This window comes from Deinococcus ficus (assembly GCF_003444775.1).
Lineage (GTDB): Bacteria > Deinococcota > Deinococci > Deinococcales > Deinococcaceae > Deinococcus > Deinococcus ficus.
Window position 1 is genome coordinate 540,390 of sequence record NZ_CP021081.1, and the last position, 13,271, is coordinate 553,660.

Here is a 13,271-nt window from a genome sequence, read left to right on the forward strand (position 1 = left end):
ACCCACCAGCGAGGAACCGGGCCCCAGAGGGCCGCAGACCCGGCCTGGCACACGCCTGACGCCGCATAAGGAGAGCAACACATGGGTCGTTTCCGTGGTTCCATTACCAAACTCAGCCGCCGCGAAGGCATCAACCTCGCGGAAACCGAGAAAGTCCAGAAGTACCTGGACAAGCGCCCCTACGCGCCCGGCCAGCACGGCCAGCGCCGCGGCCGCGGCCGCCCCAGCGACTACTCGGTCCGACTGCGTGAAAAGCAGAAACTCGCCCGCCTCTACGGCATGGGTGAAAAACAGTTCCGCAACCTCTTTGAAGAAGCCACCAACGTTCCCGGCGTGACCGGCACCGTGTTCCTGCAGCTGCTGGAACGCCGCCTGGACAACGTCGTGTTCCGCATGGGCTTTGCCAGCACCCGCCGCCAGGCGCGCCAGTTCGTCGGTCACGGCCACATCTTCGTGAACGGCAAGAAAGTGGACATCCCCAGCTACCGCGTGAAGATCGGTGACGAAATCAGCGTCGCCGAAGGCAGCCGCAGCATGGGCTTCATCCAGGAGAACATGGAAGCGCAGAAGCGCCGCCGCGTCGCCCCCTGGGTGGAACTGGACGCCGACAGCTTCAAGGGCACCTTCAGCCGCCTCCCCGCCCGCGAAGACCTCGCTCTGCCCATCAACGAGAACTTCATCATCGAGTACTACTCGCGCTAAACCAGGAGGCCCCAGTGGACCAAAAGCGCCCTCAACTCAAGGCCCGCGTCGACGGCAACTACGGCGAGTTCGTCCTGGAACCGCTCACGCGCGGTTACGGCGTCACCATCGGGAACCCCATCCGGCGCATCCTGATGTCCTCGATCCCCGGCACGGCGGTCACCTCCGTGTACATCGAGGACGTGCTGCACGAGTTCAGCACCATCCCCGGCGTCAAGGAAGACGTCATCCAGCTGATCCTGAACCTCAAGGAACTGGTCGTGAAATTCCACGCCCCCGGCGCCAAGACCCTGACCCTGCGCGCGCAGGGCAGCGGGGTCGTGACCGCCGGCGCCTTCGAGGTCCCCTCGGACGCCGAGATCGTCAACCCTGACCTGGTCATCGCCAACCTCGCCGAGGACGGCAAACTGGTCATGGAAGTGCGCGTGGAAGAAGGCGAAGGCTACGTGCCCGCCGACAAGCACGCCACCAAGGACCGCATCAACAGCATCCCCGTGGACGCCGTGTTCAGCCCCGTGCGCCGCGTCGCGTACCACGTCGAGAACACCCGCGTGGGTCAGCAGACCGACCTGGACCGCCTGATCCTGCGGCTCTGGACGGACGGCTCGACCGGCCCCCAGGAAGCCCTGGACAAGGCCGTGGAGATCCTCCGCGACGAGCTGACGGTCTTCGGGAACGTCGAGGCCCTGCCGCCCGCCGCGCCCGAGTACGCGCAGCCCGTGTACACGCCCGCCCCCATGCCGGCCGGCAGCAGCGTGTACGACCTGCCCCCCACGCCCAGCAGCGTGAACCTCAACCCCGGCGACTACCCCGCCGAGCTGGACAGCCCCCGCGTGACCCTGGAAGGCCTCGGCCTGACCACCCGCGTGCTGCACAGCCTCAAGGAAGAGGGAATCGACAGCGTCGACGCGCTGTGCGCCCTGTCCGACCGCGACCTGAAAAAGGTGCCCGGCATCGGCGAGCGCAGCCTCGACGAGATCAAACAGCAACTTGCCCAGTTCGGCCTCGCCCTGCGCGACTGAACTGCGATTAAAGGAGACACACCATGCGCCACGGTAAAGCCGGACGCAAGCTCAACCGCAACAGCAGTGCCCGCACCGCCCTGGCCCGCGCCCAGGCGACGGCCCTGCTGCGCGAGGGCCGCATCCAGACGACCCTCACGAAAGCCAAGGAGCTGCGCCCTTTCGTTGAGAAACTGATCACCACTGCCAAGGGCGGCGACCTGCACGCCCGCCGCCTCGTCGCCCAGGACATCCACGACGTCGCCGTCGTGCGCAAGGTCATGGACGAAGTGGCCCCCAAGTACGCCGAGCGTCCCGGTGGTTACACCCGCATCCTGCGCGTGGGCACCCGCCGCGGTGACGGCGTCACCATGGCCCTGATCGAACTCGTCTGATCCCAGGCGACTGCATGCCCCCCGCCCCGGCGGGGGGTTCTGCTTTACCGCCTCATATGGCTCTATCCTGCCGGCACATGCCTCCTGAATTCACCGTGTCCGGCATCGTGAGCCGCCCCGCCCCCCAGGTTCACGAGGCGATCGCCGACCCGGCCCAGCTGAGCCGGTACTTCACGACCGGCGGCGCCCAGGGCCGCCTGGAGGCCGGTGCCACCGTCACCTGGGCCTTCGGGGAATTCCCCGGCGCCTTTCCGGTCACGGTGGTGGAGGCCGTGCCGGGGCGGCGGCTGGTGCTGCGCTGGGGCGTGCCGCCCGAGGTGGGCGCCGGGGAGACCACCGTGACCTTCGAGCTGAAGGAGGTCGCGCCGGGGCGCACCCAGGTGCAGATCACCGAGCGCGGCTGGCCGGACACGCCCGCCGGTCGCCAGGCGTCGTACGGCAACTGCATGGGCTGGTCCCAGTTTCTCAGCGCCCTGAAGGCGCACCTGGAGTACGGCATCAACCTGAGGGAGGGCATGTACGCATGAGCATCACCCCATTCCTGATGTTCCAGAACGGCGAGGCCGAAGAGGCCCTGAACTTCTACCTGCAGACCTTCCAGCCGGCCGAGCTGCTGAGCCTGCAACGCCACCCGGAGGGCAGCCCGGCGGCCGGGCAGGTCATGCTGGCCCACGTCCGGCTGCGCGGCCAGACGCTGGCCTTCTCGGACAGCAGCGTGCGGCACGCGTTCACGTTCACGCCCGCCGTGTCCCTGTACGTGACCTGCGAGGACGCCGCCGACATCCAGGCCCTGCACGATGCGCTGCTCCCGGGCGGCGCGGCCCTGATGCCGCTGGGCGACTACGGTTTCAGCCGGCAGTTCGCGTGGCTTCAGGACCGGTACGGCGTGTCCTGGCAGCTCACCCTGCCTTGAGCCGCGCGCTCCGCCTTTCCCACGCCGACATCCTGGACGCGCTGCACCGCGAGTACGGCCTGCCCCTGACCCGGCTGACGTACCTGAACGCCGGGACGGCCCACGCCTACCGCGCCGACGGCCCGGCCGGCCGGTACTCTCTGAAACTCCTGCCGGGCGGCGCGTACGGCGAGGCGATGCTCCGGCGGGTGCAGGCCGAGGTGCCCCTGCTTCAGGCGCTGCGACAGGAGGGCGTGCTGGAGCACCTTCCCCGCCCGCTGCTCACCTGCTCGGGCCAGGCGCTGTCCCGCGTGGGCCCGTTTCCGCTTCTGGTCACGGAATGGATCGATGCCCGCACCCTGGAGGGCGACTGGGCGGCGGCCCTGCAGGATCTCGCCGGCCTGCTGGGCCGCCTGCACGCCGGCACGGCCCGCGTGACCCGGCACCTGAACCGCCTGCCCGTCCCGCCCGAGGACTTCACCCTGCCCTTCCGGGCCCAGCTGACCCAGAACCTGCACCACCTGCAGGCCCGGCCGCCCGGCGGCCGGGACGGCGCGCGCGCCCTGCGGACCCTGCTCGCCCCCCACCACGCCACCCTGGACGCCCTGCTGGAGCAGGCTGCCCGCTTCGGGCAGGCGGCGCGGCGGGCCCGGCGACCCCACGTGCTGTGCCACACCGACGCGCACGGCTGGAACGTCATGCAAGGCGCCGGGGGCCAGCTGTGGCTGATCGACTGGGAGACGGCCCGGCTGGCCCCGCCCGAACACGACCTGGCGCTGCTGGGCGAGCACCTGCCGCGCGTGCTGCCCGCCTACGAGGCCGCCCGCGGCGCGCGCACGCCCCTGCACCTGGAGACGCTGTGCTTCTACTCCGCTCGGCGCGTGCTGGAGGACCTCGCCGTGGACGTGCAGTTCCTCCTGCATGACCACACCCGCCCCGCCGAGGCCGCCCACACCCTGGACATCCTGGAGGGGCACGTGCTGCCCGCCCTGCACCGCCTGCCTGCACGCCTGGAGGCGTGGCGGGCCCTGAGCGCCTAAGCTGGCCGGATATGACTCCGACACTGGTGATCGTGCCCGGCCTGGGCGGCAGCGGCCCGCAGCACTGGCAGAGCCTGTGGGAAACGAAGTTCGGTGGCGTGCGGGTGGTGCAGGACGACTGGGAGCACCCCACCCCCGCCGCCTGGACCGCGCGGCTGCACGAGGTGATCGAGGCCACGCCCGGCGACCTGGTGCTGGTGGCCCACTCGTGCGGCGTGCCCACCGTGGCGCACTGGGCCGCCCGGACCGGCGGGCACGCCCGCGTGCGGGGCGCGCTGCTGGTGGCGCCGCCCGACGTGGACCTCCCGCTGCCGGACTTTCCGGCCGTGGCGGCGCTGGCCCCGCAGCCGCTGGGGCCGCTGCCGTTCCCGGCGCTGGTGGTGAGCAGCGAGACGGACCCCTTCGTGACCCTGGAACGGGCGCAGGCCTTCGCGGAGGCCTGGGAGGCCGAGTTCATCACGGCCGGCGAGGCCGGGCACATCAACACCGACAGCGGGCACGGCGACTGGCCGGAAGGGGAGATCCTGCTGTCCGAGGCGCTGCACGCCTGGACGCCGCCGGACATCAGCCGCTTCTGAGCAGGACGAGAAAAGAGCACCCCCGCCGTGTGGAGGGGGTGCTCTTTGAACGTTGTGGTGAGGGGCCCTGCCCGTGACGGCAGGGCCCCTCACTGCTGTGGGTCAGCTCCGGCTGGCCCCGCTCCGCTTCAGTTCGCGGCGACGGCGAGGTGCTTGTCGAGCAGGGCCTCGAAGGCGCGCTTGGGCTGGGCACCGACCACGCCCTCGACGGGCTGGCCGTCCTTGAAGAGGATCAGGGTGGGGATGCTCATGACGCGGTACTGGCCCTGGGTCATGGGGTTTTCGTCCACGTTGACCTTGGCGATCTTCACGCGGCCCTCGTACTGGCCGGCGAGTTCCTCGATGACGGGCGCGATGATGCGGCAGGGGCCGCACCAGGGGGCCCAGAAGTCCACCAGGGTGAGTCCCTCGGCGGTTTCGGTGGTGAAGGTGCTGTCGGTGAGTTCGAGTGGCTTCATAGTCTGGATCATACGCTGCGCTCCGGTGGGGGGGATGGGGTGAAGGTGGGGATTTGCTCACCCAACCTTAGGATACCCCACGGGGGTACATCAGGCGCGAGACTGGGCAGCATGCCCACCCCCCCGGCCGCCTTCGACCGCGGCGTGACCCTCTTCAACGCCGGCCACTGGTGGGAAGCCCACGAGGCCTGGGAAGCCCTGTGGCTGCCCGCCCGGGGAGACGAGCGCGCCTTCTATCAGGCGCTGATCCTGCTGGCCGCCGCGCTGCACAAACGCTGGCACCACGGGTCCCTTACCCACCGCAACTACCACAAGGCCCAGCGCTACCTCCAGACCCTGCCGGACGAGTACCGCGGCGTGAACCTGCGCCAGCTCAGCGCCGACGTGTGGACCGCCCTGCACGATCCGGAGCGGCACCCCCGCATCCCGCTCTCCTGACCGGCCCCGCCCGGCGGGGGATGCCCGGCCCCAGGGGCCATCCGGTATCCTGCCCGTACCCCGTCCGCCCCCGGACGCTATTGACACCGCAGCACGACAGGAGACATCGGATGGAACGCATTGCCCTTTTCATTGACGGCGCCAACGTGTACGCCGCCGCCAAGCGGCTCGGCTGGAACTTCGACCACCGCAAGATCCTGGAGCACTTCGCCACCCAGGGCCGGCTGTACAACGCCTTTTACTACACCGCCGTGCCCTACCCCATCGACGACAAGCAGAAGCGCTTCACGGACGCCCTGACCTACATGGGCTACACGGTCCGCACCCGCCCGCTGCGCGAGGCGACCGACGAGAGCGGCCAGACGTACCGCCGCGCGAACCTCGACATCGAACTCGTCACCGACCTGCTCACCACCGAAGGGCAGTACGACGTGGCCGTGCTCCTCACCGGCGACGGCGACTTCGAACGGCCCGTAGAGGTCCTGCGCGCCCGCGGCAAACGCGTCGTGGTCGCCAGCATCCCCGAGATGACCAGCTACGAACTGCGCAACGCCGCCGACACGTACGTGGACCTCGGCAGCCTGCGCGACCAGGTGGAACGCCCCGGGTACCGCCTGCCCAGCGAGCAGCGCGACCGCGTCGACACCGGCCGGCCCTACTACGTCAACGCTCCCATGGACCAGGATGACCGCTGACCCGCCCGCGCCCCGCCGGACCGGGAAGGCCGGCAGCGGCAGACGGGGCGCCCTGCCCATCGCCCTGGACGCCGTCGGCGGCGACTACGGCGCCGCGCCGAACGTGGAGGGCGCCGTGCAGGCCGCCCGCGCCGGCGTGCCGGTGCTGCTGGTCGGGGAACGCACCCGCCTGCACGCCGAACTCGGCCGGCACGCCGGCAGCGGCACCCTGCCCATCGAGGTGGTGGACGCCCCGGACCTGATCACCATGGACGACCACGCCACCGACGTGCGCCGCCGCCCCGAGGCCAGCATCAACGTCTGCACCCGCCTGGTCAGAGAAGGCCGGGCCGCCGCGGCCGTCAGCATGGGCCACAGCGGCGCCACCATGACCTCGGCGCTGTTCACGCTGGGCCGCATCCGCGGCGTGGACCGCCCCGCCATCCTCACCCACCTGCCCGCCCAGGGGGGCTTCACGACCCTGCTGGACGCCGGCGCGAACACCGACGTGCGCCCCGCGTACCTGGCGCAGTGGGCGCAGCTTGCCAGCGTGTACCTGCGGGTCCTGGAGGGCCACGAGAACCCCACCGTGGGCCTCCTGAGCATCGGGGAGGAGGACCACAAGGGCAGTCAGCTCGTGCTGGACACCCACGCCCTGCTGCGCGAACTGCACGGCCAGGGCCGGCTGAACTTCCACGGGAACGTGGAGGGCAACGACATCTTCAAGAACACCACCGACATCGTCGTCACCGACGGCTTCACCGGTAACGTCGTGCTGAAACTCGCCGAGGGGGAGGCCAAGGTGCTGTTCGGCTGGGTGAAGGACGCCCTGACCCGCGACCTGAAAAGCAAGCTGGGCGCCCTGCTGGTGCGCGGCAGCCTGCGCAGCCTCGCCGAGCGGCTGGACCCCAGCACGTACGGCGCGAGCATCCTGATCGGCGTGCGTGGCCTGGCCTTCATCGGGCACGGGAAATCCGACGCGCGCGCCGTGAAAAACGCCCTGCTGCGCGCCTCCCGCGCGCACGAGGCGGACCTCGTGAGCCGCTTGGAAGCCGCCTTCGCCGAGCAGGCCGGCCCGGGCACCGTCGGATAACGTCCTCCGGTTCTCAGAGCGGTGCGTGGCAGACTGACCGGAATGCTGGAACAGCTCACCGAACAGTTTCTTCAGAGCATTCAGACGCCCCGCGCGTGGGTGGGCCTCGCCGTCACGCTGGTCGTCGCGTACGCGCTCTACCGCTTCGGGCGCACCCTGCTGCGCTCCCTGGAACGCCACCTGCCGGCCCGGCTCGTCTGGGGCCTGAAATGGGTGTGGCTGCTGCTGGTCGGCGTGGGCTGGCTGGCGGTCGCCGCGCACCTGCTGCAGCTCTCGGCCCTGCCGTTCCTGTACGAGTACGGGCAGGGCATCGCCGCGTGGTTCGGGCACAGCGCCGCGCAGACGCTGGTGGTCGTCGCCATCGCCTTGATCGCCTGGAACCTCGTGGGCGCCCTGGCCCACCGCATCGTCCCGGACGACGAGTTCAACCGCCGCACCGTGCGTGTGCAGACCCTCAAGGGCGTGATCGAAAGCACCCTGAAAGTCGCCATCGTGATCATCAGCGTGATCGCCGTGATCCAGTCCCTCGGCGTGAACGCCACCAGCCTGCTCGCCGGGGTGTCCGTGCTGGGCCTCGCGGTCAGCTTCGGCGCGCAGAGCCTCGTGAAGGACCTGTTCAGCGGGTTTTTCATCCTGCTCGAAGACCAGTACGGCGTGGGCGACGTGATCACCGTGAACACCGGCCTGCTCAGCGGCAACGTCGAGAAACTCAACCTGCGCATGACCGCCCTGCGCGGCCTGGACGGCACGCTGCACATCATCCCCAACGGGCAGATCAACACCGTCAGCGTGAGCAGCAAGGACTGGTCCCGGGTGGTCGCCACCGTGGACGTCACCTACAGCGCCAACCTCAACGACGCCCTGCGCGTCCTCAAGGCCGTCAGCGACGAACTGGCCGCCGACCCCGAATGGAAGCACTTCTTCCTGGACGCCCCGGACATCCAGGGCGTCACGCAGCTCGCCCCGGACGGCGTGACCCTGCGCGCCCTGTTCAAGGTGCAGCCGAAAAGCCAGTACGCGATCGGGCGGGAATTCAACCGCCGCATCAAGATCGCCATGGACCAGGCCGGCATCAGCATTCCCAGCCCGCAGCGCCACCTGAACTTCGGGGACGGCCCGGTGGAGATCCGGCTGGTGCGCGACCCCGTCCCGGCCCGCGCGCCCGGCAGCCCGGACAGCCCGGCGCCCGCCGCGGCCGCTCCCGGGCGCGTGCCCGGCCTGGACGCCGGGAAGGCCGCGCCGCTGCCCGAACAGGAACGCACCCAGGCGCCCATCACACCCAGCATGACCCGCGACGCCGAGGACGACCGCAGCTGAAGCCCGCTGACTTCTGAATGACGGCTCAATGAAAATCTCCCCGTCCGCCTCAGAGTTCCGTCAGGCTCGCTGGGTACAGTGCCCCCATGACCCCCGTGAAACCCCTGCTTCTGGCCGGCCTGGCTCTGGGCCTCAGCGCCTGCACCATCACCACCCGCCCCGCCGTGTACCTCACGCAGAGCGGCAGCAACCTGATCACCGACCTGCGCCCCGACCGCGGCGAGGGCAGCACCTACTGGGTGGGCGAACAGGTCCGCATCCGCCTGAGCACCCGCGCCGCCGGGTACGTCACCCTGGTCGCCCTGCAACCCAACGGCTACAGCAGCACCCTGGTCCGCAACGCCTACGTGCCTGCCGGCACCACCACGTTCCCCCGCGCGCAGGACGCCGCGTCCTGGACCGTCGCCCCGCCCCGCGGCACGCAGTACGTCCGCGCGATCTTCACCCGCGTGCGCCCCACCACCGACCTCGTGCTGCGCGGCACGTACGACAACGGCACCTGGAACACCGCCACGAACGCCTACGTGAACTCCTACGCCGCGCAGGACCGCGACGTGCAGGAAACGTACTTCTGGATCCGCTGAACTTCATCACCTGGAACGGGGGACGCCGCGGCGTCCCTTTTTCCTTTGGCCTTACCCTGAACGCCATGAGCCTGACCTTCCAGGAAGCGAGTGAGCGGGTGGACGCCTTCATCGGCCAGTTTGAGGAGGGGTACTTCCCGCCGCTGCTGATGCTGGCCCGCCTGACCGAGGAAACCGGCGAGATCGCCCGCGTGATCGCCCACCAGAACGGCAAGACCCCCAAGGCCGGCGAGGATGCCGGGGACCTGGAGATGGAACTCGCGGACCTGCTGTTCGTGATGCTGTGCATGGCGAACGAACGCGGCCTGAACCTGGAACGCGGCTTCGCCCGCATGATGGACAAGATCGACCGCCGCGACGCTGACCGCTGGACGAAAAAGACCCCGGACGGGCAAGCTGAGGGGCAGTCAGCCCTGGTCCGTGACCTCACCCGCCCTCCCGGAGACCCTGCCCTGACCGACGCCCGCTACCCCCTCGGCCCGATGCCCCTGGTGCAGTCCCTCACGCCCGCGCAGCGGAACGAGGCCCGCCGCGCCGTGGCCGCCCTGCCCGCCGCCCTGCGCGCCGCCGTGCAGGACCTCACCGACGCGCAGCTCGACACGCCCTACCGCGAGGGCGGCTGGACCGTCCGGCAGGTCGTGCACCACGTTGCCGACAGCCACCTGAACGCCTTCGTGCGCCTGAAACTCGCCCTGACCGAGCCGAACCCCACCATCAAGCCGTACGACGAGGCCCTCTGGGCGCAGCTGCCTGACACGCAACTCCCGGTCGGGGTGAGCCTGGACCTGCTCGGCGCGCTGCACACCCGCCTGAGCGCGCTGCTGGACAGCGTGACCGACTGGACCCGCCCCTGGACGCACCCCGCCACCGGCCAGACCTGGACCGTGGACTCCCTGCTCGCCATGTACGCCTGGCACGGCCAGCACCACACCGCGCACATCACCGCCCTGCGCGCCCAGCGCGGCTGGTAGCCCGTGCAGTACGGCCCGGAATTCCACACGCCCATCACCGACCGCGCGGCTGGCGTGGTCCTCCTGAACGCCGCCGGCGACATCCTGCTCGTGCGGGAACGCGGCGTGACGGCCCAGCCCGGCAAGGCGGGGCTGTGGCACCTGCCCAGCGGCACCGTGGAACCCGGCGAGAACCCCCAGGACACCGCCGTCCGCGAAGCCTGGGAGGAGGCCGGCGTGCGCGTCCGCCTGCTGAAATTCCTCGCGGCGTACCTGGGCCACTTCCCGGACGGCACGCCCGTCCTCCGGCACGCGTGGCTGGCCGAAGCGCAAACCGGCAGCACATACCAGCCGCAGTTTGGGCACGAGGTCACCGAGGTCCGCTTCGTCTCCCACCCGGAATTCCTGGCGCTGTACGACGCCGGGCTGATCCGCATGCACCACACCCGGCTCTTCTACGAGGACGCGTTGCGCGAAACCGGCCACACCTGACCCCCAGCGCCCCCGCAGCCCGGCCCCCGGAGCGCGGGAGCGCCGGGTATGCTGACCGCATGATCGAAGCCGACACGGACACCCTGCGCACCATCAGCTTGCTGCTCGTGGATGACCACCCCGTCGTCCGCAAGGGAACCCGTGAACTGCTCGAAGGCGAAAGTGACCTGCGCGTCATCGGCGAGGCCGGCAGCGGCGAGGAAGCCGTCACGCAGGCCCGCGCCCTGAAACCCGACGTGATCCTGATGGACGTCAGCATGCCCGGCATGAACGGCATCGAAGCGACCCGCGCCATCAAGGCCGAACAGCCCGGCGTGGGCGTGCTCGTCCTCACCAGCTACGACGACGACGCCTACGTCTTCGCCCTGCTGGAAGCCGGCGCCGCCGGGTACCTCCTGAAAAACGCCAGCGAGGACGACCTGCTCGGCGCCGTGCGCGCCGTCGCCGCCGGCGAGAGCGCCCTGCACCCCAGCGTCGCCCGCAAGGTCCTGGAACGCTTCAGCACCCACACCACCCCCACCCCCCCGGAAGACGACCTCAGCCCCCGCGAACTGGAGGTCCTGCGCGTGGCCGCCACCGGCCGCACCAACAAGGAAATCGCCCGGGACCTGGACATCAGCCCCCGCACCGTGCAGGTGCACCTCGCCAACATCTTTTCCAAGCTCGGCGTCGGCAGCCGCACCGAGGCCGTGCTCCACGGCATCAAACGCGGCTGGATCGACCCGAAAAGCCTGTAAGTGCTGCAGGCGCTAACCCTGGCGGAGTACGAGGCGCAGGTCGCCCGGCTGATTGGCCTGAGACTACAGGCGGTGCGCTACTACGAACTGCCGGGCGAGCCGGGCTGGAATGCCCACTTGAACTTTGACTCCTTGGACTACGGCCTGGACCTTCAAGGGGAGGACGGCCGGTGCTTCGGCCTGATCTGGGGACAGACCTTCGCCCAGTACGACGTCGCGGTGCTCTCCCACGCACTACTGCAAGAGCTTTCCTCGGCCACCTTCACTGACGTCTCCCTGGAAAGTCGCTGGGCGGACGTGACCGGTCAGGTCATCACGACCGTGATGGTGTCCTGGCAGTCAGGGTTCGAGCCTGATGGGGCGCCATACCCTGAGGCCGTTACCCTGCAGCTCACTTCGGGACAGCGGATTCATGTGGCGGCCCTTGAATTCCGTGATGAAACCGGCTGGATAGGCATGGCGGATCACCTCAGCGTGTTCTTCGACGACAGGGCCGCTGCCGCAGCCGGCCGGCCTGTGGCGTCTGCTACCTTCGCTTCATGAAGCGCAGTGTGCCGGACCTGATGAACAGCGAGTCGCCCTTGGTCATGGTGACCGCCTACGACTTCCCGGGTGGGAAGGTGGCCGAGGCGGCCGGGGTGGACCTGATCCTGGTGGGGGACAGCCTGGGCAACGTGGTGCTGGGGTATGACAGCACGGCGCCCGTGACGCTGAATGACATGATTCACCATGCGCGGGCGGTGAGGCGGGGCGCGCCGGACACGTTCCTGGTGGTGGACCTGCCGTTCGGGACGTACCACACGGGCGTGACGGACGCGATGCGCAGCGCGGTGCGGGTGATTCAGGAGACGGGCGCGGACGCGATCAAGATGGAGGGCGCCACGCCGGAAGTCGTGGAGGTCGTGCGGGTCCTGACGCGGAATGGCATTCCCGTGATGGGGCACGTGGGCCTGATGCCGCAGACGGCGACGGCGCAGGGGGGCCTGCGGGTGCAGGGCAAGGATGACGAGTCGGCCCGCCGGACGCTGGACGGCGCGCTGGCGCTGGCGGAGGCGGGGGCGTTCAGCGTGGTGCTGGAGGCCATCCCGGCGCGGCTGGCGCGGCTGATCACGGAGAAGCTGCCGGTGCCGACCATCGGGATCGGGGCGGGCGTGAACTGCGGCGGGCAGGTGCTGGTCACGCATGACCTGCTTGGCGTGTACGAGGGGGAGGAGAAGAAGATCGCGAAGCGGTACGCGGAGGTGGGGCGGATCTCGCGGGAGGCGATCACGCAGTACGCCTCGGAGGTCCGGGCGCGGGCGTTCCCCACCAGGGAGAACAGTTTTGTGATGAAGGATGACGTCCTGGACAAGCTGTACTGAACTCGGAGCGGGATGGGGGCGTCGGCGTGGGCCGGCGCCTCCTTTGTGTCTGTCTGGATTTAGGTGTCGCCATTTTGCGCCATCTATTGCTATTTAGCATAATATGGTGCAAGCTGGTGCCGGTTGACAGGAGGTGGCCGAACATGGACGAAGTGATGACCCTGGAAGATCTCGCCGCGTATTTGAAGATCAGTGAGACGACCGCCTACCATCTCGTTCGCAGCGGCGCCATTCCCGGCCGGAAGGTGGGCCGTGAGTGGCGCTTCCTGAAGCGGCGCATTGAGAACTGGCTGATGCAGGACAGTACAGACGACGCCACCGGCGAGAACGGCACCGTGCGACTCGACGCCCTGGGCGGCGAATTTCGCATCGAGAACGGCCAGGAGCAGATCGCCCTGTGGCTCCCCATGACCCGCGAGGAGAAGGCCGCGCAGATCGAGAAGGCGCAGCGGGACGGCGTGAACGTCAGCGACGTGGTGGCCGCGTACCTGCGTGAATGGGCCCGCACTGGCTGATCCAGGAAGCGCGACCGCCCTGACCTCGCCCCACCTTTCCCTGG

19 protein-coding genes and 1 pseudogene are annotated in these 13,271 nt (G+C 69.6%); 19 read left to right on the top strand and 1 reads right to left on the bottom strand.

Annotated elements, in window-relative coordinates; translation table 11 throughout:
* The first annotated feature begins 81 nt into the window (after positions 1 to 81).
* The 7 genes from rpsD to DFI_RS02685 all read left to right on the top strand — a co-directional run bounded on the left by rpsD (position 82) and on the right by DFI_RS02685 (position 4,608).
* Positions 82 to 702: a 30S ribosomal protein S4 gene (gene rpsD / locus DFI_RS02655; RefSeq protein ID WP_022800229.1), complete on the top strand. Its 621-nt coding sequence runs from the start codon at positions 82 to 84 to the stop codon at positions 700 to 702.
* A gap of 14 nt (positions 703 to 716) precedes the next feature.
* Complete coding sequence (locus DFI_RS02660; RefSeq protein ID WP_022800228.1) at positions 717 to 1,724, top strand: DNA-directed RNA polymerase subunit alpha; 1,008 nt, start codon at positions 717 to 719, stop codon at positions 1,722 to 1,724.
* Positions 1,725 to 1,747: 23 nt separating this feature from the next.
* Positions 1,748 to 2,098, top strand: coding sequence for a 50S ribosomal protein L17 (rplQ, locus tag DFI_RS02665; RefSeq protein ID WP_022800227.1), 351 nt, complete (start codon positions 1,748 to 1,750; stop codon positions 2,096 to 2,098).
* A gap of 77 nt (positions 2,099 to 2,175) precedes the next feature.
* On the top strand, positions 2,176 to 2,625 hold the full coding sequence (locus DFI_RS02670; protein ID WP_027463354.1) for an SRPBCC domain-containing protein: 450 nt from the start codon (positions 2,176 to 2,178) through the stop codon (positions 2,623 to 2,625).
* Entirely contained in the window at positions 2,622 to 3,011 is a 390-nt protein-coding gene (locus DFI_RS02675; protein WP_027463355.1) for a VOC family protein, read from the top strand. The genes DFI_RS02670 and DFI_RS02675 overlap by 4 nt, the downstream gene beginning before the upstream one ends.
* Positions 3,008 to 4,030 carry a phosphotransferase enzyme family protein gene (locus DFI_RS02680; RefSeq protein ID WP_027463356.1) on the top strand — a complete coding sequence of 341 codons (1,023 nt, stop codon included), beginning with the start codon at positions 3,008 to 3,010 and terminating at the stop codon, positions 4,028 to 4,030. Before DFI_RS02675 ends, DFI_RS02680 begins: the two co-directional genes overlap by 4 nt.
* Before the next feature lie 11 nt (positions 4,031 to 4,041).
* Positions 4,042 to 4,608: an RBBP9/YdeN family alpha/beta hydrolase gene (locus tag DFI_RS02685; protein WP_027463357.1), complete on the top strand. Its 567-nt coding sequence runs from the start codon at positions 4,042 to 4,044 to the stop codon at positions 4,606 to 4,608.
* Between the two features lie 128 nt (positions 4,609 to 4,736).
* Here DFI_RS02685 and trxA read toward each other — a convergent pair whose 3' ends face one another.
* Positions 4,737 to 5,066, bottom strand: coding sequence for a thioredoxin (gene trxA, locus DFI_RS02690; protein WP_022800222.1), 330 nt, complete (start codon positions 5,064 to 5,066; stop codon positions 4,737 to 4,739).
* A 111-nt stretch (positions 5,067 to 5,177) separates the two neighbouring features.
* Between trxA and DFI_RS02695 the strand changes: the two genes are divergently transcribed.
* From DFI_RS02695 to DFI_RS02750, 12 genes and pseudogenes are all read left to right on the top strand, one after another.
* A complete protein-coding gene (locus DFI_RS02695) occupies positions 5,178 to 5,504 on the top strand; it encodes a DUF309 domain-containing protein (RefSeq protein WP_027463358.1) in 327 nt (108 codons plus the stop codon).
* A 110-nt stretch (positions 5,505 to 5,614) separates the two neighbouring features.
* Positions 5,615 to 6,199 (top strand): LabA-like NYN domain-containing protein, encoded by a 585-nt coding sequence (locus DFI_RS02700; protein ID WP_027463359.1) that lies wholly within the window; start codon positions 5,615 to 5,617, stop codon positions 6,197 to 6,199.
* On the top strand, positions 6,189 to 7,271 hold the full coding sequence (plsX, locus tag DFI_RS02705; protein WP_051307934.1) for a phosphate acyltransferase PlsX: 1,083 nt from the start codon (positions 6,189 to 6,191) through the stop codon (positions 7,269 to 7,271). The genes DFI_RS02700 and plsX overlap by 11 nt, the downstream gene beginning before the upstream one ends.
* Before the next feature lie 42 nt (positions 7,272 to 7,313).
* The gene (locus DFI_RS02710) at positions 7,314 to 8,588 is read left to right on the top strand and encodes a mechanosensitive ion channel family protein (RefSeq protein WP_027463360.1); all 1,275 of its coding nucleotides are present in this window, start codon (positions 7,314 to 7,316) and stop codon (positions 8,586 to 8,588) included.
* Positions 8,589 to 8,674: 86 nt separating this feature from the next.
* Positions 8,675 to 9,172, top strand: coding sequence for a DUF4384 domain-containing protein (locus tag DFI_RS02715; RefSeq protein ID WP_043778498.1), 498 nt, complete (start codon positions 8,675 to 8,677; stop codon positions 9,170 to 9,172).
* Between the two features lie 65 nt (positions 9,173 to 9,237).
* Positions 9,238 to 9,558: pseudogene (locus DFI_RS20675) on the top strand (nucleotide pyrophosphohydrolase); the annotation flags it as partial.
* Between the two features lie 66 nt (positions 9,559 to 9,624).
* A complete protein-coding gene (locus DFI_RS02725) occupies positions 9,625 to 10,143 on the top strand; it encodes a YfiT family bacillithiol transferase (protein ID WP_027463387.1) in 519 nt (172 codons plus the stop codon).
* 3 nt (positions 10,144 to 10,146) lie between these two features.
* Positions 10,147 to 10,614, top strand: a complete 468-nt coding sequence (locus tag DFI_RS02730) for a Nudix hydrolase (protein ID WP_027463362.1) — start codon at positions 10,147 to 10,149, stop codon at positions 10,612 to 10,614.
* 59 nt (positions 10,615 to 10,673) lie between these two features.
* Positions 10,674 to 11,351, top strand: coding sequence for a response regulator (locus tag DFI_RS02735; protein ID WP_022800213.1), 678 nt, complete (start codon positions 10,674 to 10,676; stop codon positions 11,349 to 11,351).
* Positions 11,352 to 11,894, top strand: coding sequence for a hypothetical protein (locus tag DFI_RS02740; protein WP_027463363.1), 543 nt, complete (start codon positions 11,352 to 11,354; stop codon positions 11,892 to 11,894).
* Positions 11,891 to 12,712, top strand: coding sequence for a 3-methyl-2-oxobutanoate hydroxymethyltransferase (panB, locus tag DFI_RS02745; protein WP_027463364.1), 822 nt, complete (start codon positions 11,891 to 11,893; stop codon positions 12,710 to 12,712). Before DFI_RS02740 ends, panB begins: the two co-directional genes overlap by 4 nt.
* A 143-nt stretch (positions 12,713 to 12,855) precedes the next feature.
* On the top strand, positions 12,856 to 13,227 hold the full coding sequence (locus DFI_RS02750) for a helix-turn-helix domain-containing protein (RefSeq protein ID WP_027463365.1): 372 nt from the start codon (positions 12,856 to 12,858) through the stop codon (positions 13,225 to 13,227).
* The last annotated feature ends 44 nt before the right edge of the window (positions 13,228 to 13,271 follow it).